The sequence below is a fragment of the Oscillospiraceae bacterium NTUH-002-81 genome (assembly GCA_032620915.1).
In the GTDB taxonomy this organism is placed as follows: domain Bacteria; phylum Bacillota; class Clostridia; order Lachnospirales; family Lachnospiraceae; genus JAGTTR01.
The window spans coordinates 3,313,384-3,331,535 of the sequence record CP136052.1 but is presented as its reverse complement, the minus strand read 5'-3'; the positions used below and the strand labels follow the sequence as shown (position 1 = coordinate 3,331,535).

At 52.7% G+C, this 18,152-nt stretch carries 17 protein-coding genes and 1 tRNA gene; 12 read left to right on the top strand and 6 right to left on the bottom strand.

Translation table 11 applies throughout. The annotated features are described in order from the left end of the window. Positions 1 to 9 precede the first annotated feature (9 nt). The 7 genes from RJD28_16515 to RJD28_16485 all read left to right on the top strand — a co-directional run bounded on the left by RJD28_16515 (position 10) and on the right by RJD28_16485 (position 7,046). Complete coding sequence (locus RJD28_16515) at positions 10 to 579, top strand: V-type ATP synthase subunit E family protein (protein WNV57769.1); 570 nt, start codon at positions 10 to 12, stop codon at positions 577 to 579. A 22-nt stretch (positions 580 to 601) separates the two neighbouring features. Beyond that, entirely contained in the window at positions 602 to 1,597 is a 996-nt protein-coding gene (locus tag RJD28_16510) for a V-type ATP synthase subunit C (GenBank protein WNV57768.1), read from the top strand. Further along, positions 1,590 to 1,913 (top strand): V-type ATP synthase subunit F, encoded by a 324-nt coding sequence (locus tag RJD28_16505; protein WNV57767.1) that lies wholly within the window; start codon positions 1,590 to 1,592, stop codon positions 1,911 to 1,913. Before RJD28_16510 ends, RJD28_16505 begins: the two co-directional genes overlap by 8 nt. Beyond that, on the top strand, positions 1,914 to 3,686 hold the full coding sequence (locus tag RJD28_16500) for a V-type ATP synthase subunit A (GenBank protein ID WNV57766.1): 1,773 nt from the start codon (positions 1,914 to 1,916) through the stop codon (positions 3,684 to 3,686). Beyond that, positions 3,686 to 5,062, top strand: coding sequence for a V-type ATP synthase subunit B (locus RJD28_16495; protein WNV57765.1), 1,377 nt, complete (start codon positions 3,686 to 3,688; stop codon positions 5,060 to 5,062). Before RJD28_16500 ends, RJD28_16495 begins: the two co-directional genes overlap by 1 nt. 331 nt (positions 5,063 to 5,393) lie before the next feature. Further along, positions 5,394 to 6,089: a V-type ATP synthase subunit D gene (locus RJD28_16490; protein ID WNV57764.1), complete on the top strand. Its 696-nt coding sequence runs from the start codon at positions 5,394 to 5,396 to the stop codon at positions 6,087 to 6,089. 174 nt (positions 6,090 to 6,263) lie between these two features. Continuing rightward, the gene (locus RJD28_16485; GenBank protein ID WNV57763.1) at positions 6,264 to 7,046 is read left to right on the top strand and encodes a ZIP family metal transporter; all 783 of its coding nucleotides are present in this window, start codon (positions 6,264 to 6,266) and stop codon (positions 7,044 to 7,046) included. A 42-nt stretch (positions 7,047 to 7,088) separates the two neighbouring features. Here the strand turns inward: RJD28_16485 and RJD28_16480 are convergent. The 3 genes from RJD28_16480 to RJD28_16470 form a co-directional block, all read right to left on the bottom strand. Next, positions 7,089 to 7,162 (bottom strand) — tRNA-Pro (locus RJD28_16480). Between the two features lie 112 nt (positions 7,163 to 7,274). Then, entirely contained in the window at positions 7,275 to 7,610 is a 336-nt protein-coding gene (locus RJD28_16475; GenBank protein ID WNV57762.1) for an AzlD domain-containing protein, read from the bottom strand. Beyond that, positions 7,607 to 8,311, bottom strand: coding sequence for an AzlC family ABC transporter permease (locus RJD28_16470; protein ID WNV57761.1), 705 nt, complete (start codon positions 8,309 to 8,311; stop codon positions 7,607 to 7,609). The genes RJD28_16475 and RJD28_16470 overlap by 4 nt, the downstream gene beginning before the upstream one ends. A 365-nt stretch (positions 8,312 to 8,676) precedes the next feature. On the opposite strand from RJD28_16470, the gene RJD28_16465 reads away from it, so the two are divergent. From RJD28_16465 to RJD28_16455, 3 genes are all read left to right on the top strand, one after another. Beyond that, positions 8,677 to 9,441, top strand: a complete 765-nt coding sequence (locus tag RJD28_16465; GenBank protein WNV57760.1) for a helix-turn-helix transcriptional regulator — start codon at positions 8,677 to 8,679, stop codon at positions 9,439 to 9,441. 143 nt (positions 9,442 to 9,584) lie between these two features. Then, the gene (gene fsa, locus RJD28_16460; protein WNV57759.1) at positions 9,585 to 10,238 is read left to right on the top strand and encodes a fructose-6-phosphate aldolase; all 654 of its coding nucleotides are present in this window, start codon (positions 9,585 to 9,587) and stop codon (positions 10,236 to 10,238) included. Between the two features lie 72 nt (positions 10,239 to 10,310). Then, entirely contained in the window at positions 10,311 to 10,781 is a 471-nt protein-coding gene (locus RJD28_16455) for a methylglyoxal synthase (protein ID WNV57758.1), read from the top strand. Between the two features lie 207 nt (positions 10,782 to 10,988). Here RJD28_16455 and RJD28_16450 read toward each other — a convergent pair whose 3' ends face one another. Next, entirely contained in the window at positions 10,989 to 12,116 is a 1,128-nt protein-coding gene (locus tag RJD28_16450) for an alanine--glyoxylate aminotransferase family protein (GenBank protein ID WNV57757.1), read from the bottom strand. Positions 12,117 to 12,458: 342 nt separating this feature from the next. On the opposite strand from RJD28_16450, the gene RJD28_16445 reads away from it, so the two are divergent. Then, on the top strand, positions 12,459 to 12,854 hold the full coding sequence (locus RJD28_16445) for a methylglyoxal synthase (protein WNV57756.1): 396 nt from the start codon (positions 12,459 to 12,461) through the stop codon (positions 12,852 to 12,854). Positions 12,855 to 13,045: 191 nt separating this feature from the next. Next, on the top strand, positions 13,046 to 14,725 hold the full coding sequence (hcp, locus tag RJD28_16440) for a hydroxylamine reductase (protein WNV57755.1): 1,680 nt from the start codon (positions 13,046 to 13,048) through the stop codon (positions 14,723 to 14,725). A gap of 4 nt (positions 14,726 to 14,729) precedes the next feature. Here the strand turns inward: hcp and RJD28_16435 are convergent, their stop codons facing one another. Both RJD28_16435 and RJD28_16430 read right to left on the bottom strand, forming a co-directional pair. Beyond that, the gene (locus RJD28_16435) at positions 14,730 to 15,065 is read right to left on the bottom strand and encodes a hypothetical protein (protein WNV57754.1); all 336 of its coding nucleotides are present in this window, start codon (positions 15,063 to 15,065) and stop codon (positions 14,730 to 14,732) included. After that, positions 14,968 to 17,565: an HD domain-containing protein gene (locus RJD28_16430; protein ID WNV57753.1), complete on the bottom strand. Its 2,598-nt coding sequence runs from the start codon at positions 17,563 to 17,565 to the stop codon at positions 14,968 to 14,970. The genes RJD28_16435 and RJD28_16430 overlap by 98 nt, the downstream gene beginning before the upstream one ends. Positions 17,566 to 18,152: the final 587 nt, after the last annotated feature.

Here is an 18,152-nt window from a genome sequence, read left to right as displayed (position 1 = left end):
GGTGCAGGTATGGGCATAGAGAATATCACCGCACGGATTTTGCAGGAAGCAAAAGACGAGGCGAAGAAGACACAGGAAGCAGCTGCGGCACAGAAGGCCGCTATGCTTGAGAAGGCTGCCCAGGATGCTGCCGCTGCAGAGGCGAAGATGGCGGAAAAGGCCACAGAGGATGCCAAGGTGCTGCTGGAGAGAAGAAACTCCGTAGCCGAGCTGGAAGCGAGAAAGCTTCGCCTGGCTGCCAAGCAGGAGGCACTGGAGGAGACTTTCCAGGAGGCTGCCGAGAAGATCGCAGCACTGGACGGCAGTGTTTATCTTGATTTCATCGTAAAGACACTGGAGCCGTACAAGGAGGAAGGCGGCGAGATCTCCCTGAACGCGAGAGATTACGCCAATCTGAAGGACAGCCTGGAGAAGGCACTGGCAGGTTCCAAACTGACCGTGGGCGCCGAACAGGCGAACATCGCAGGAGGATTCATCCTGAAACAGGGAAAAGTATATGTGAATGCTTCGTTGGAAAAAATTCTGGAGACAGAGAAGAAGCAGATGACCGGAGAGGTAGCCGGAATTCTGTTTGGCTGATCCCTAAAAAGGAGGAATCGCTGTGGGAGCAGATTTTATATTTGCCTGCGCGAGAGTCCGCGGCGCGGAACGCAATCTTCTTGGAAGAGAGAAGCTTGGAATCATGACAGAAGCCAAGACGATGGAAGATGCGCTGAAGGTGCTTTCGGAAGCGCAGTATGGCAATGAGGGCGAGGTCACCCAGCCGGAGGCGTATGAGCGCCTGCTGGAGCAGGAGACCACAAAGCTTTACGATTTTATGAAAGAAATCGCACCGGGAGAGGAAGCATTCAAGATCTTTTCCTATCCCTTTGATTATCACAATATCAAGGCATTACTGAAGGCGGAGTTTCTGGGAACGGATGCCAAGAGCATTCTCATGAGCGGCGGAACGATCGATCCGGCTGCCATGGCCGTTCTTGTGAAGGAGCGCAATTACATGGGGATGACCCGTCACATGCGCGCAGCCATTGAGGAGTCGGTGGACACCCACGCCAGAACGAAGGATCCCCAGTGTGTGGATCTGATCTGTGACAGGGAGTGTTACGCAGACATCTGCGAGGCGGCAAAACGCTCCGGCAATGCATTTGTGATCGGATATGTGAAGCTTCTGATCGATACGATCAATCTGAAGACGTTTGTGCGGGCCAGGAAGATGGGCCAGCCCTGGAGCTTCTTCGGAACGGTATTTATCAGCGGCGGCGACATTTCCGAGAAAGTATTTGTGTCAGGTTATGAGGAGCCTGTGGCGCAGTTTGCCGCAAGGCTGGAAGGCACAGCGCTGAAAAAAGCGGCTGAGGAAGGGCTGGCTTCCATGAAGGAGACCGGCAGCTTCACAGACATTGAGCGGCTGTGTGATGATGCACTGATGGATTATGTGAAGGACGCGAAATACATTTCCTTCGGTATCGAGCCGCTGATCGCCTACATGGCGGCGAAGCAGGCGGAGATCCGATGCGTCCGCATCGTGCTGGCGGGCAAGGCGGCCGGTCTTGCACCGAATCTGATCCGGGAAAGGTTGAGGGAAACATATGGCTAAAATAGGAGTGATCGGGGATGCCACGAGCATCCTGGGATTCAAGGCGTTCGGCCTCGATGTGTTTGCCTGCAATACGGCAGAGGAGGCCGCAGCAAAGCTTCATCAGATTGCAAAAGAAGGATATGGGATTATCTACATCACGGAGCGGTTCTGTCAGGAGCTGCAGGAGGAGATGGACCGGTATGTCAGTGAACGTACCCCTGCCATCATCCCGATCCCCGGCGTGGACGGCAACTTCGGCATCGGCATTGCCAATGTAAAGAAGTCTGTGGAACGGGCCGTTGGTGCAGATATTTTATTTGGAGGTGACAGGTAGATGACGCAGGGAAAGATTGTTAAGATATCCGGCCCGCTTGTTGTTGCAGAAGGCATGCAGGACGCGGATATGTTTGATGTGGTTCGTGTCGGCGAGCAGAACCTGATCGGAGAGATCATCGAGATGCGCGACGGCATGGCATCCATACAGGTATATGAGGAGACTGCAGGTCTGAAACCGGGATCCAGCGTGTATTCCACGGGAGCACCGCTTTCCGTAGAACTCGGACCCGGACTGATCGAGACCATGTACGATGGTATCCAGAGACCGCTGAAGGGCATGATGGAATTATCCGGACCGAACATCACAAGAGGTATTTCCGTTCCGGCGCTGGATCGTGAGAAAAAATGGGAGTTCGTGGCTACGGCGTCTGTCGGTGACGAGGTAGAGGCAGGAGATATCATCGGTACTGTACAGGAGACTGCTGTAGTTGAGCAGCGGATCATGGTGCCTTACCGTGTGAGAGGTAAGATCAAGAGCATTGCTTCCGGTTCCTACACCGTAGAGGAGACCGTGTGCGTGGTGGAAAAACCCGACGGCACAGAAGAGAAGCTGACGCTCATGCAGAAATGGCCGGTTCGTGTGAGCCGTCCGTATAAGACCAAGCTGGTTCCCGAGACACCGCTGATCACAGGACAGCGTGTTATCGATACCATGTTCCCCATCGCCAAGGGCGGTGTGGCAGCCATCCCCGGACCGTTCGGCTCCGGTAAGACGGTAACCCAGCATCAGCTGGCAAAATGGGCTGACGCAGACATCGTTGTTTACATCGGCTGCGGCGAGCGTGGTAACGAGATGACCGACGTACTGATGGAGTTCCCGGAGCTGAAAGACCCCAAGACCGGAGAGAGCCTGATGAAGAGAACCGTCCTCATCGCCAACACCTCCGATATGCCGGTTGCAGCCCGTGAGGCTTCTATTTATACAGGTATCACCATTGCAGAGTATTTCCGTGACATGGGGTATTCCGTAGCCCTGATGGCAGACTCCACCTCTCGTTGGGCCGAGGCTCTCCGTGAGATGTCCGGCCGTCTGGAGGAGATGCCCGGTGAGGAAGGTTACCCGGCATACCTGGGTTCCCGTCTGGCACAGTTCTATGAGAGAGCAGGTAAGGTCATCAGCCTGGGCAAAGAGGGCAGAGAAGGTGCCCTGTCCGCCATCGGTGCGGTATCCCCTCCGGGTGGTGATACATCCGAGCCGGTATCCCAGGCAACCCTTCGTATCGTCAAGGTATTCTGGTGCCTGGATTCCTCTCTGGCATACAAGCGTCATTTCCCGGCCATCAACTGGCTGAACAGCTACTCTCTGTATTCCGACCGTCTGAACAAGTGGTATGCAGAGCATGTAAATAAGGAATTCCCGGAGCTTCGTGCACAGGCATTAAGCCTTCTGCAGGATGAGGCAGAGCTGAACGAGATCGTACAGCTGGTCGGCGTGGACGGACTGTCCGCAACTGACCGCCTGAAGCTGGAGACCTGTAAGATGATCCGTGAGGACTATCTGCATCAGAACTCCTTCCATGAGGTAGATACTTACACCTCCATGAACAAGCAGTACAAGATGCTGAAATCCGTTCTTCTGTTCTACGAAGAGGGACTGGAGGCACTGAAAAACGGCGCAGACTTCAACAAGATTTCCGCACTGGAAGTCCGCGAGGAGATCGGCCGTTACAAATATGTGACAGAAGACAAGGTTGACGGTGAGTTTGAACGGATCCAGACGATTTTACAGGATTCCCTTCATGAGCTGATCGGGAAGGAGGCAGAGGAATAATGTTGAAAGAATATAAGACCATATCCGAAGTTACCGGCCCGCTGATGCTGGTGAAAGGAGTAGAAGGCGTCGGATACGACGAGCTGGGTGAGATCGAGCTCCCCAACGGCGACATCCGCCACTGCCGTGTTCTGGAGATCAACGGCAACAACGTACTGGTACAGCTGTTTGAGAACTCCGCCGGTATCAACCTGGCAGAGAGCAAGGTTCGTTTCCTGGGCCACGGCATTGAACTGGCCGTATCCCCGGATATGCTGGGCCGTGTCTTCGATGGTATGGGACACCCCATTGACGGTGGCCCGGAGATCATCCCGGACAAAATGGCTGACATGAACGGCCTGCCCATGAACCCGGCAGCCCGTGACTACCCGTCCGAGTTCATCCAGACCGGTGTATCTGCCATCGACGGACTGAACACGCTGGTTCGTGGACAGAAGCTTCCGATTTTCTCCGGATCCGGTCTGCCCCACGCAGAGCTGGCCGCACAGATCGCCCGTCAGGCAAAGGTGCTGAATACAGACAGTAACTTTGCCGTTGTATTCGCAGCCATCGGTATTACTTATGAGGAAGCAGACTTCTTCATTTCCGACTTCCGTCGGACCGGCGCCATCGACCGTACCGTCATGTTCATGAACCTGGCAAACGACCCGGCCGTTGAGCGTATCGCAACCCCCCGTATGGCGCTGACCGCTGCCGAGTATCTGGCTTTCGAGCAGCACATGCACGTACTGGTCATCATGACAGATATCACCAACTACGCCGAAGCACTGCGTGAGATCTCCGCAGCCCGGAAAGAGGTTCCCGGCCGTCGTGGATACCCGGGTTACCTGTACACCGACCTGGCTACCATGTATGAGCGTGCCGGAAGAAAGAAAGGCATCGACGGTTCCATCACCATGATCCCGATCCTGACCATGCCTGAGGATGACAAGACCCATCCCATCCCTGACCTGACCGGATACATCACAGAGGGACAGATCATTCTTTCCCGTGAGCTGTACCGTAAAGGTGTGAAGCCGCCCATCGACGTACTGCCGTCCCTGTCCCGTCTGAAGGATAAAGGTATCGGTAAGGGCAAGACAAGAGAAGACCACGCAGACACCATGAACCAGCTGTTTGCCGCTTATGCGCGAGGCAAAGAGTGTAAAGAGCTCATGTCCATCCTGGGTGAGGCAGCTCTCAGTGATGTGGATAAGATGTATGCAAAATTTGCAGACGCATTCGAGAAAGAATATGTATCCCAGGGCTACGAGACCAACCGTCCCATCGAGGAAACGCTGGAGATCGGCTGGAAGCTGCTGCGTGACATGCCCAGGGCAGAGCTCAAGCGTATCCGTGACGAATACCTGGATAAATACTATGACCAACCTGTCTAGGCATGCAAAAAGCAAGGCCATCACGCGTGAGGATGCTTGCATCCAGAGCGTGGGATGGACGAAGCTTTTTATATGGCGATCAGCCATCAGCGAACGCCCGCAGCGACGGCTGCAAGAGGGTGTGAGCTGACGCATGCCGTAGAAAGCCATATGAAGTAAAGTCATTTCGCGTGAGGATGCTTGCATCCAGAGCGTGGGATGGACGAAGCTTTTTATATGGCGATCAGCCATCAGCGAACGCCCGCAGCGACGGCTGCAAGAGGGCGTGAGCTGACGCATGCCGTAGAAGGCCGGATATATTATTAACAGTCATAGTAAGGAAGGTGAGAAGATGGCAAGATTAAATGTGAATCCCACCCGAATGGTGCTTACCAACCTGAAAAAACAGATGAAGGTCGCTGTCCGCGGCCACAAGCTGATGAAGGATAAGCGGGATGAGCTGATGAAGCGCTTCCTGGAGCTGGCCCGTGAGAACAAACGGCTCCGTGAGGAAGTGGAAGCCCAGCTGATGGAGGTATATGCAAGCTTCTCCATCGCCAGTGCCGTAATGACACCGGCCATGATGGAGGAGGCGCTCATGTATCCCAAGCAGGGCGTGTCTCTGACCGTGGGCAGTAAGAACATCATGAGTGTGGACGTTCCTGTTTTCGATTTCGAGACCGAAAACGGCGCAGGAGCGGAAGGAAACGTCTTCCCCTATGGTTTCGCCAATACCTCCGGTGAACTGGATACCGCCATCGAGAAGCTCTCGGAAATCTTTCCGAAGATGCTGGAGCTGGCGGCTATGGAAAAGGAGGCCGGGATGCTTTCCGATGAGATCGAAAAGACCCGCCGCCGTGTCAATGCGCTGGAGTATGTGAAAATCCCTCAGTATGAGGAGACCATCCGTTATATCTCTATGAAGCTGGATGAGGACGAGCGAGGCAACCAGACCCGTCTGATGAAGGTAAAAGATATGATGGTAAAAGAGGCAATCGAGGAGAAGCGGGAAAGAGACAAAGAGTCTCTGGAAGCGTTTGCGGGTTAAGAGAGCGGATTTTTGCCCGGAAACGAAAAAGAAAAGCAATCAGGAAGAATATCTTTTTAGAAAAGAGCCGAAAGACCCAGGTGCAGGGTCGATCGGCTCTTTTTCGGCGTGTCTTGCAGCGTATCTTTTGCATATATTTAACTGATATGATTCATGAAGGAGGTTCCCCTCTCTATGCTGCAGATCTTTTATGGAATACTTCTTCCGTTTTTTGGTACAACGCTTGGTGCGGCGTGTGTGTTCTTTATGAAAAAGGCGCTGGATGACATGGTGCAGTGCGCACTGCAGGGATTTGCTGCCGGTGTGATGGTTGCTGCCTCTGTGTGGAGTCTGCTGCTTCCTGCCATTGAGCAGTCAATGTCCCTGGGAAGATTTTCGTTTCTGCCGGCTTTTCTTGGATTCTGGGCGGGCATTCTGTCATTACTGCTGCTTGATCAAATGGTCAGGTGCCTGTGTGTAAAAAGTGGGGAGGCTATGATTTCCCAAAGTCAGCCTCAGCGGACAAGGATGATGGTATTGGCAGTAACCCTTCATAATATTCCGGAAGGGATTGCGGTTGGTGTGGCATATGCAGGGTATCTTTCGGGAAATGTACAGATCACCATGGCCGGGGCACTGGCTTTATCCATGGGAATCGCTGTTCAGAATTTTCCGGAGGGTGCGATCATTTCACTTCCGCTTCGGGCAGAAGGAATGAGCAAAGGAAAAGCGTTTGGCAGCGGCGTCCTGTCCGGCGTGGTAGAGCCTGTTGGTGCCGGGGTGACGATGGCGGCAGCGCAGATGATGGCAGCAGCATTGCCTTATCTGCTGAGTTTTGCTGCAGGTGCTATGTTTTATGTCGTGGTGGAAGAACTGATCCCGGAAATGGCGCGGGAAAAAGATAAAAACAGAGGTGCCATCTTCTTTGCCGCAGGCTTCAGCATCATGATGATGCTGGATGTGGCGCTTGGCACATAAAACAGGAATGCCGGAATGGCAGATATCCGGGCAATAAAAAAATCGATGCGACAGGATTTGAACCTGCGACCCCTACGTCCCTAACGTAGTGCTCTACCAAGCTGAGCCACGCATCGATTGCTTATAACTACTCGTCAAAAGCAAATCTATTCTATCATGGATATAGAAAAAATGCAAGCGTTATTTTAAGAACTTCATAAAAAAATTCACCAAAAAATCCCCTCAAATTTACGCAAATACCACCTGTACCAACAGCATATAACAGATCGTTCCGCCGGCGATGCTCAGCAGGTTGTTCCGCTTCCATACATGCAGGATGACGGTGAGAGCTGAGGCCAGCAGCTCCGGGGCGCCAAAAGGGGCCTGCAGAAGGGAAATATTTTTCAGGCAGTACACGACAAGCACCGCCATGATGGCGGGGGGCAGGATTTTTCCCAGATAACGGATGGGGCCGGGAATGCCGCGGCTGCCTCCGAAGAAGAGGAAGGGCAGTGCCCGGGTGAAAACAGTACAGATAGCGGCAGCGGCGATGATTAGCGCTGCATGAGTGTCGAATGGGGTCATGCTTGTTCTTCCTCCTTTGTAAATGGTTCCAGGTACCTGCGGCAGACAAACAGCAATGTCACAGTGACGATCAGTGCGGGCAGGATGAAGTTGGACGGCCCGAAGATCACCAGGCTGATGACAGCGCAGATGAAGCCGAGGATGGCGGGCAGATGGGTAGGATAGGACAGCCACTGTTCGGTGAAAATGACGATGAACAGAGCGGTCATGGCAAAGTCGATGCCGGTGGTGTCGAAGGGGACGATCTGTCCCAGCAGGGCGCCCAGCACGGATCCGAAGATCCAGTAGAGATGATCCAGCAGGGAGATCAGGAACAGGGCATCGTCTTCGGCATACTCTGGCGGTACTTTCAGGGAGCAGATCAGGGAATAGGTCTCATCGGTCAGGGAAAATACCATGTAAGGATACCGCCGCCCCATCTGGCGGAATTTTTCCAGAAAAGACAACCCGTAAAACATGTGGCGGCTGTTGATCAGCAATGTCATAATGGAAACAGTCAGAATCGAAGTGCCTCCTGCGAGAAGGCCTGCCAGCATGAACTGGGCGGAACCGGCATAGACAAAAATACTCATAAAAAGGGCCCAGGGGGCGCCGTAGCCTGCGTCAGCCAGGAGCAGCCCGAAGGCGATGCCCAGGAACAGATAGCCGAAAAAGACCGGCAAAGTCGTGAGGAAAGCAAAGGACAGTAATTTTTTCTTCATGGTAAAAACCTCCTGCCGTATTTTATCAAAAAATAATAGGAATGGCAACCACAGCAAATACCAGTTCACCCGCGCCATTCGCAAAACCGCATCAGAGATGCTCTCCGCTGCTTCGCAGCTCACTTTTGCTCATGAAAAGGCGCTCCCTTCGCATATTTCCGCAGACAGATTTTCATGCGAGCACGAAATCTGTCCACAGAATATGCGAGTGAACTGGTAGTCATTATACTAAAAAAGGAGAAGATTTTCAAAAAAAGGTATTGATTTTTGGAAGAAAGTATTTTAGAATATATGAAAAGTTCATGCGAAGGAGCATACAGTTCCCCGGCATGGACTTTTTTCATTATGAGAGGAGTGTATTGCCCATGGCACTTTTAGAGACAAATGACTGGATGGTTCTTAACAATATTATTTATCAGATCAACTACCTGAAGGATTCCCAGGAAATGCGGGAGAATCTGTTGAAGCAGCTGCTGCTCATCATCGACTTTGACAGTGCCAATTTTTTTGTGACGGACAGTGAGGATCCCCGCATTCTGAAAAATATGGCCGGTTATAATTTCTCAGAGAAGCTGGGGGAGGATTATGTGGGGCTGTACGAGAAGCTGGATTACCAGAAGGGGCTGATGTTCGACGGCAAGAGCCGGGTTTACCGGGAGACGGACATTATGGAAGACAAGAAACGGCAGGAGACGGAGTATTATAAGCAGTTTTATCAGCCAAATGGCTGGCATTATTCCCTGCATGCATCGCTGGCCTTTGAAAAACGTTCTGTCGGGACACTGGCCCTGTTCCGCAGGCAGGGCAAGGAGGATTTCAGTTACAAGGACGTGTTTGTGCTGGAAATGCTCCAGGATCATCTGGCGCTGCGGTTGTATCAGGATATGAGTGAACATCCGGACTCCGATCCGAAACACACCGTCCATGAATGTGTGGAGCTGTACGGACTGACACGCCGGGAGGAAATGATCCTGCGCTGTCTGGTGGACGGCCTGGAGGCGGACGTGATTTGTCAGAACGCCTGTATCACCAACAACACGCTGAAAAAACACATTCTCAATATTTACAAAAAGCTGGGCATCCGTAACCGGGTGCAGATGTTTAAACTCGTAAAAGAAAAAGAAAATTAGTAAAAATGGCAGGACCGGACGGCTGGAAAAAGCATCCCGGTCCTTCTTTGTTTTTCTTTACAAATGAGAAGCAGAATGGTATGATGGAACTATCAAGTTACGAATGAAACTTATACTGGAAATGGGAAATGGAGGAAAATAACATGAGATTTTTTATCGACACAGCGAATGTGGAGGACATCCGTAAAGCCAATGATATGGGGGTGATCTGCGGAGTGACCACCAACCCTTCTCTCATTGCAAAGGAAGGACGCGTGTTTGAAGAGGTGATCGCAGAGATCGCATCTATCGTAGACGGCCCCATCAGCGGCGAGGTAAAGGCAACCACGACAGATGCAGAAGGCATGATCGCAGAGGGCAGGGCGATCGCAGCGATCCACCCGAATATGGTAGTGAAGATCCCGATGACCGTAGAAGGCCTGAAGGCTGTCAAGGTGCTGTCCAAAGAGGGCATCAAGACCAACGTGACACTGATCTTTTCCGCCAACCAGGCATTACTGGCTGCAAGAGCAGGCGCTACCTATGTATCCCCGTTCCTGGGACGTCTGGATGATATTTCCCAGCCGGGCATCGATCTGGTCAGCGACATCGCAGAGATCTTCAATATCCATGGCATTGAGACCGAGATCATCGCAGCAAGCGTGCGCAACCCCATCCATGTGACAGACTGTGCACTGGCAGGCGCTGATATTGCGACGGTTCCGTATGCGGTTCTGGAGCAGATGACCAAGCATCCGCTGACCGCACAGGGCATTGAGAAGTTCCAGGCAGATTACCGGGCCGTATTCGGCGACTAATCTCCGGGAAAACGTACATACTGGAACGAAGGAACCTGTGATTCGATATGCGGAAGAAAAGGAGAGAAACAGATGAACGAGGCATTTATTACCCTGACAATCCCGGTGAAGAAGAGCATTGCGCTCATTGCCCATGACAGCAAAAAGCACGAGCTCATCGAGTGGTGCCGGGCGAACAAAGACATTCTTGCAAAGCATGATCTGTGCGGAACCGGGACGACCGCGCGCATGATCACAGACCAGACCGGCTTAAGTGTCAAAGGCTACAACAGCGGCCCGCTGGGCGGCGACCAGCAGATCGGCGCCAAGATCGTAGAGGGCCGGATCGACCTGGTGATCTTCCTTTCTGACCCGCTGACCGCAGCGCCTCACGACCCGGACGTAAAGGCGCTCCTTCGTATTGCGCAGGTATACGATATTCCCATCGCCAATACGAAAGCCACCGCTGATTTCATGATCACTTCCCCGTATATGGACAAGGAATACGATCATGAGGTCATCAATTTCCGAAGAAATATCGAAGAACGGGCAGAAACCCTCTGATTTAAAATGAGAAAGTTTCTCAAAATATCATCAAAGCAAATAAGAGATAAAAACCGCAGGCGGGATGCCGGAAATCCCGATCCCTGCGGTTTTCTGTATTCAAAAAAGTATTACTGTTAGCACTTAATGAACGCAAGTGAGTCACCATGCTGGCATACGCGACGAGCGGTGAATGTGATTCTGTTGATCATGCGAATTTTGCGTGTTTTAAAGGTTTGCGAGGAAAGTTTCTTCCATGGACTCTTTCACTTTCACGCCAAGTTGGGGCAGAACATCGTCCAGTGCCTGCATGGAAGCCTGCAGTGGCTCTTTGTAGGCATTTTCGCCCATGTGGCCGATGCGGAACAGTTTTCCGGAGAAGCAGCCGAAGGAGCCTGCCAGCAGGATGTTGTGCTGCTCCCGCACGGCGCCGAGCAGAGCCTTGGAGGTGGTCTCCTGCGGGATGACAACAGCTGTTACGGTAGGAGAGTAGGCGCACACCGGGTAGAGCGTAAGGCCTGCGGCCTGAACGGCTGCGCGGGTGGCTTTGGCCAGGGTCGCGTGGCGCTGTTGGATGCCGGGCTCTGCCTTGATGTTTTCGGCAGCCTGGCGGAGACCGGTGATGTCGCTGATGGGCATGGTGTACGGGAACCACTGATCCTCATAATAGGTGAAAAACGGCTGCAAATTGGCGTAGAAGGAGGCCACCGGTGTCTTACGGTTCCGGATGGTCTCTTTTGCCAGCGGGCTTAAGGTGACAAAGGACAGTCCGGGAGGGGCGGAGAGTACCTTCTGGGAACCGCCGCACAGGATATCGATCTGGTCGTTTTCCATGCTGACATCCACGGCGAACATGGCGGAGACGGAATCCGCAACGGTCATGATGTCGTAGGATTTCAGCAGGGTGCACAGGGCGTGCAGGTCATTGAGCACACCGCTGGGCGTCTCGCAGTGGACAACGGTGGCATATTTGAAGTCGTGGTCTTTGTCCAGAAACTTCTTGAGAGCTTCCGGGTCGATGGGACGATCCGAGGGGACGGTGTAGAGGACGGGTGTGCCGCCGTACAGACGGACAAAGTCCTCAAAGCCCCGGCCAAAGACCCCGTTGTCCAGCACAAGCACCCGGTCGCCGGGCTCTGTCAGGGAGGCGCAGGCCGCTTCCAGAGCCAGGATGCCCTCGCCGCCAAGGATGAGTGTCTCATCTTTTGTGTGGAGCAGGTCGCTCATGAGGCGGCAGGTGTCGCGGTAAAAGTCATAAAAATCAGGGTCGATATCCGGGTTGCCCACAACCAGGCTGCGGGCCTGGCGCACATTTTCCCGCACCATGGTGGGGCCGGGGGTCATGAGTGTATACATAAAATCATTCATCCTTTCTGTTTATATTTATTTATACGCATATAAAACAGTGAGATTCCGATGCCAAAAGGCAGCGTCTGTTCCTGTTTGGGTAAAAGCAGATGAAGAACCAGAAGTAGGTGCTGTCATCCATATCGTTGTATGCTAGTATGATAAATAAAAAATGGCACTTTGAAAATGTCCAGTTTATTTCAAAATAACCATGCCAGTACTGTGGCTTTGTATTTCTGTAAAACTTTTCTAAAAAGGAGAATTTACTAGTGACATTTAATAATAAACTGTGATATAATGAATTGAAAAATGTTAATAATGCACATAAAGTGTGGGAAGGGAGAAAATTCTATGAAAATAGGATTCATTTCCAGCACTTCCAAACGTATGCTGATTCAGAATTTCTGCATTGCATACAGGGGTATTCTTAGTAAACATGAACTGTATGCAACGAACACGACAGGTAATCTGATCGAGTCGGTTACGAATCTGAAGATTCACAAATGCATCGCTGGAAGTCTGGGTGGTGTGAAGCAGCTGGAGGCGCTCATCGAGCAGAATCAGCTGGACATGGTCATTTATTTCAAAAATACGGAACTGGTGGATCGGAATGATCCCAGCGTCAACAACATCCTGGCGCTTTGTGATCAGTACAATATTCCGATAGCAACCAACCTGGCGACGGCAGAATTGTTGATCAAAGCCCTGGACAATGGGGATCTGGAGTGGAGATCTTTGTATAATTAGCAGAAAGTGAGCCATATGAAGAACAGACGATAGGCAGAGCCGAGAATTGCGGGCTCTGCCATTTTTCTGTGCGTATATTTTCCGGACATTGTCAGAAACTATATTGCAAAATGATGATCAGACAACAAATGCAGGCGGACAAGGAGCCTCTGTGGCTGATTGTCAGAATACAGAAAAAGGATGGATGCGTCATGGGAAATCATATGGATCTGGATTATGAAATGTTTTGCTATCAATGTGAGCAGACGGCCAATGGCAAGGGCTGTACAAGGCAGGGCGTCTGCGGAAAAACACCGCAGATTGCCGGTTTGCAGGATCTTCTGCTGTTTCAGCTAAAGGGGATCAGCGTCTATGGAAAGCAATTACTGGACGCCCACCAGGCGGTGGAGGAGCCGGTGATCCGTTTCATCGAAAACGGGCTGTTTACAACACTGACGAATGTGAATTTTGATGAAAAGGTACATGTGGAGCTGCTGCGGGAATCCCAGAGGATCAAGGAAAAGCTGCGGGAACAGGCGGGAGAGGCAAAAAAACCGGTGCCCCAGACGACCTACACGCTCCCGGAGACGGAAACGGATATGTGGAAGGATGCGCCGCTGGCGGGCATCATGTATGACCGGCTGCTGGATGAGGATATCCGCTCGCTGCGGCAGACGGTGCTGTACGGACTGAAGGGCATCAGCGCCTACGGCCATCAGGCCCGGGAACTGGGGTATCGGGATGAAGCTGTGGATGCTTTTTATATAGAAGCGCTGGCGGCGCTGACAGATGATGAAAAAACGGTGGAGGAGCTGATCCGGCTGGTGATGCGCACCGGGGAAATGGCGCTGGCCATCATGAAAACGCTGGATGAAGCCAACACGGCCTGTTACGGCAACCCGTCGCCGCACCGGGTGGAGGTGCACCGGAGAAAGGGACCGTTTATCGTTGTATCCGGCCATGACCTGAAAGATCTGGAAATGCTGCTGCAGCAGACCGAAGGAACGGGCGTGAACGTGTACACCCACGGCGAGCTGCTGCCGGGCCACGGCTATGAGGGACTGAAAAAATATCCGCATCTGGTGGGCAATTTCGGCGGCGCCTGGCAGAACCAGCAGAAGGAATTTGACGATCTGCCGGGCTGTATCCTGATGACAACCAACTGTCTCATGCGGCCCCGGGAGAGCTACAGGGATCGGATTTACAGCACCAATGTGGTGGGCTGGGATGGGGTCAAGCACATCGGGAAAAAAGAAAACGGAGAAAAGGATTTCAGCGAGATCATCGCCCAGGCCCGGGCGCTCGGCGGATACACCGAGGATCAGGCGCCCAAAGAGATTCTGGTGGGATTTGGACACGAGGCAGCGCTGGGGTATACGGGACAGATCGTGGAAGCGGTGAAAAACGGAAAACTGCGGCACTTTTTTCTCATCGGCGGCTGCGACGGCGCCAGACCCGGACGGAACTATTATACAGAATTTGCCCGGATGGTGCCGGAGGATTGTATGATCCTGACGCTGGCCTGTGGAAAATACCGGTTTAACAAGATGGAATTCGGGGAAGTGGCCGGACTGCCGAGACTGCTGGATGTGGGCCAGTGCAATGACGCATATTCCGCGGTCCGGATCGCCACCGCACTGGCAGATGCCTTTGAAACGGATGTGAATGCGCTGCCGCTGTCGTTTATCCTGTCCTGGTATGAACAGAAGGCAGTGGCAGTGCTGCTGGCGCTGCTGCACCTGGGCATCAGAGGGATTTATCTGGGCCCTACGCTGCCGGCATTTTTAAGTCCCAATGTGCTGCAGTATCTGGTGGATACCTTCGACCTGCGGCTCATCAGCAACCCGGAGGATGACCTGAAAACCTGCCTGGGGCAATTTGTGAAAAGCTGAGCGCTTATGGCTGGTCAGTCCCGTCAGGCGGCATCATGGGCAGATATTCGTATTTTGGGTAGAAATTCCCCTTACCGTACAGCCGGTAATACTGGGCAAAGATCCGCTCCATGATGGGCGGAATCTGTTTTTCCTCAGATTCAAATAAGATGATCAGGTACTGCATGGAGCTGTTCCGGGTGCAGATATCCACAGCCCGGATCTTCCGGCGGATGGCCTGTTCCATGCAGGAAAGTGCCTGCTCAATGTTTTCGATATACATGACCGCATCCGGCGTGGTGCTCATGGTGACCATCACCAGATAGCAGTGGTACGCATAGCGCTGGCTGAGCTGGTTCATGTAGGCGTACAGCTTGGCAAAATCCCGGTAATCCAGATCCAGGGCGCCGCTGTAGGTGCCACTTTCCTGCAGCGCCTTTGCCACAGTCGCCAGATCCTTGCTGGTGCCGCCCTGGGCCAGGTTTTCCTGCTCCATTTGCTGATAGAAGAAAAAGTTTTCTTTGCCGTTTTGCTTCACGTAATAGAGCGCCTTGTCGGCTTTCACATAGCAGTCGGCGAAGGCCTGGCCCCGGTGGGTCGCACAGGCCGGCGGACATGGCAGCGCCGCGGATCTCCAGATCGGACTCCTTGGCAGCCTGGAACTGGGCAAAAATATTTTTTACCAGCTGGGCGCTGGCGTCTCTGGAAATATCGGGAACGAAGAGCAGGAACTCATCGCCGCCCAGACGGCAGGCTGCGGCATCTGCTTTCTGCGAAGCCAGAATGCTGCCGAATACTTTTAACGCACGGTCACCGGCTTTGTGGCCGTAAATGTCATTGATCTGTTTCAGATTATCCATATCCATGAAGATCAGGCAGCCGTCGTGCTCCTCCATGAGCCGAGCCGCCAGCTTTTCCCCGGCGTTGCGCATGGGGAGGCCGGTGAGAAAGTCAAAATTCTCACTGTCTTCCTGGGCTTTCATCGTTTGCATAATATCGGAGACAAATTTTCCAATCTCAAATTCCATATTGGGCTGATCGGCATTTTCCGGGGTGGTGCTGTCTGCCTCCTGCACCTGCAGCCGGTCTTCGGTGAGAAGCCGCAGGAACACCTCTGCGATGACGGGGTCAAACTGTTTGCCCTGATTGCTGCGGATCTCCTCGCAGATTTCCTGGCGGGAGAGAGCGCTGCGGTAAATCCGGCGGGAGCTCATGGCATCGTAGCTGTCAGCTACGGCGATCACCCGGGCATAGAGGGGAATATCCTCTCCCTTCAGGCCGTCAGGATAGCCAGTGCCGTCGTAGCGCTCGTGATGGCTTCTGGCCACCTCCGCCGCATGGGGAATGAGGGTGATGTTTTTCAGGATTTCCGCGCCGATGACAGTGTGATCCTTGATGATGATATATTCGTCCTCCGTTAATTTGGTCGGTTTGTTCAAAATCGTATCGGGCACGCCGATTTTGCCGATGTCGTGCAGGTCGGCGGTATTTTTCAGGTTGATGATCTCCTCCTGGCTCCAGCCCAGCTCCCGGGCGATGAGGGCAGCATATTCGCCCACCCGGTGGGAATGGCCGCGGGTGTATTCGTCCTTCGTCTCAATGGTGGTGGACAGGGTACGCAGAACCTGGAGGGATAATTTTTCCATCTGTTCCCGGCGGCGGTGCATTTCTTTCTGCCGGCGCTCCAGCTCCAGATTCCGGATCCGGGCGATGGTGCGCAGGATATTGATAAACAGCAGGATCAGCAGACCGATGCCGAGGAAAATGCCGGAAATGGTCACCATATAATAGGTAGCGATCGTTTCGATGACTACCGTGATAAAAATGACGATCAGTCCGGCCAGCACAAGCCGATCTGCTTTATCGGTGCTGTGCCGCAGCGTCCGGATGGTGGTGATGAGAACGACTGCCAGGGTGGCGACCAGCATCAAATGTCCCAGAGGAAGCGTCTGGATGTAATCCAGAATGCCGAATATATGTAAAAAAGAACAGACAAAAAGATTGCCGGTGGCAATATAGCCAATGATCTGATAAAGTCGGTGATATCTGCCGCACAGGATCGTATCCACATAAAAAAGGATGGGCACCGGGCAGAACAGGATCATGACAAAGCATAAGGATGCTATGGCGGAAGCGTTGGGCAGAAACAGCTGCCGCAGCTTGGATTCCCCCAGCATCCAGATGGCGCCCATGATCATACACCAGCCCAGATATTCCATGTCGAATTTGGTCTTGTATGCAACGCCCAGGGCAATGCTGAACAGGATCGTCACCACGCCTGCAAACAGAATGAAGGCGGCGATGATCGTCTCAGAGGCGTGGCACCGGAAAAGGTACTGCCAGATATCCACCTTGTCTCCCCAGTAGACCGCATTTACCACCCCGGCATACTGCGAGGTATTGGTGCGCAGCAGAATACGGACTTCCTTTCCGGCGTCGGCGGCAGAGGTCGGGCAGAACACATAGCGGCTGGCGGAATTCTTGCCGAACAGACGGGTGTCGGAGGTGTCATAGACTTCCCGAAGCTCGTCGCCCACGTAGAAGGTCACATCCTGCAGGGAGCCGCGGATGGCGAGAGCGGTTTTGTCAAAATCGGCGGGTAAAACAGTGCTGATGACCATGGTCTCTTTGGCTGCCACGTCGTAGCGGCCTGGCACGGCGATCTTCTCCCGGCTGCCGTCCTCCTTTTCCCAGTAAAAAATCCCCGGATAGGTGATGTGTGTCTCGTCATCGGTGATGCCCCGTTCGCTGGGCACAAGGAACTGTGTCATGAGAAAACCGAGCAAAATGGCGGCCATGATGAGATATAAAAGGGTGGTATTTTTTCTGCTGATGCGAAAATTGTCTTTGGTGATGGACATATATGGGGATTCCTCTCTGGAGATTTTTTACAGTTAATGTATTTCTTAATTATACTGTACGGCAGGGGGATTTGCAACGTTTCCCCGGTGCTTTGGAAGGATATTCTTGTAGACAGATTTCGAGGTTTCATGACAAGGCGAGGCAATTAATTCCAGTTCAGCCGCGCCAATTAATTCCAGTTCAGCCGCGCCATTCGCAAAATCGCCCGTGGCCGGGCTTTCCGCTGCTGACGCAGCTCATTTTGGTCAGATGTGGTGATATGGCTGTCATCCAGTTCAGCCGCGCCATTCGCAAAATCGCCCGTGGCCGGGCTTTCCGCTGCTGACGCAGCTCATTTTTGCTCATGACATGGCGCTCAACTACTACTTTCCATCGGTCAGCTTTTTATGCCAGCATAAAAGCTTCCCCGCTGTAAAGTAGTGCTGAACTGGTTTGACAAAACTTTAACATTATGAGAAGATAGCTGGGTAGGGAGGGATTATCGAACTGGTTTATATTGTGTTACAAAGTGTTGTAAAGCCCGGAATTACAGGCTTTTTTAAAATTGACTTACATATAAAGTGTTATATTTATTTATCCTGATTTG

Bases quoted from the DNA above. Each gene is read 5' to 3' on its own strand.
- RJD28_16515 (WNV57769.1), top strand. From the start codon at position 10: ATGGGCATAGAGAATATCACCGCACGGATTTTGCAGGAAGCAAAAGAC.
- RJD28_16505 (WNV57767.1), top strand. From the start codon at position 1,590: ATGGCTAAAATAGGAGTGATCGGGGATGCCACGAGCATCCTGGGATTC.
- RJD28_16500 (WNV57766.1), top strand. From the start codon at position 1,914: ATGACGCAGGGAAAGATTGTTAAGATATCCGGCCCGCTTGTTGTTGCA.
- RJD28_16495 (WNV57765.1), top strand. From the start codon at position 3,686: ATGTTGAAAGAATATAAGACCATATCCGAAGTTACCGGCCCGCTGATG.
- RJD28_16490 (WNV57764.1), top strand. From the start codon at position 5,394: ATGGCAAGATTAAATGTGAATCCCACCCGAATGGTGCTTACCAACCTG.
- RJD28_16485 (WNV57763.1), top strand. From the start codon at position 6,264: ATGCTGCAGATCTTTTATGGAATACTTCTTCCGTTTTTTGGTACAACG.
- RJD28_16475 (WNV57762.1), bottom strand. From the start codon at position 7,610: ATGACCCCATTCGACACTCATGCAGCGCTAATCATCGCCGCTGCCGCT.
- RJD28_16470 (WNV57761.1), bottom strand. From the start codon at position 8,311: ATGAAGAAAAAATTACTGTCCTTTGCTTTCCTCACGACTTTGCCGGTC.
- RJD28_16465 (WNV57760.1), top strand. From the start codon at position 8,677: ATGGCACTTTTAGAGACAAATGACTGGATGGTTCTTAACAATATTATT.
- fsa (WNV57759.1), top strand. From the start codon at position 9,585: ATGAGATTTTTTATCGACACAGCGAATGTGGAGGACATCCGTAAAGCC.
- RJD28_16455 (WNV57758.1), top strand. From the start codon at position 10,311: ATGAACGAGGCATTTATTACCCTGACAATCCCGGTGAAGAAGAGCATT.
- RJD28_16450 (WNV57757.1), bottom strand. From the start codon at position 12,116: ATGTATACACTCATGACCCCCGGCCCCACCATGGTGCGGGAAAATGTG.
- RJD28_16445 (WNV57756.1), top strand. From the start codon at position 12,459: ATGAAAATAGGATTCATTTCCAGCACTTCCAAACGTATGCTGATTCAG.
- hcp (WNV57755.1), top strand. From the start codon at position 13,046: ATGGGAAATCATATGGATCTGGATTATGAAATGTTTTGCTATCAATGT.
- RJD28_16435 (WNV57754.1), bottom strand. From the start codon at position 15,065: ATGAACCAGCTCAGCCAGCGCTATGCGTACCACTGCTATCTGGTGATG.
- RJD28_16430 (WNV57753.1), bottom strand. From the start codon at position 17,565: ATGTCCATCACCAAAGACAATTTTCGCATCAGCAGAAAAAATACCACC.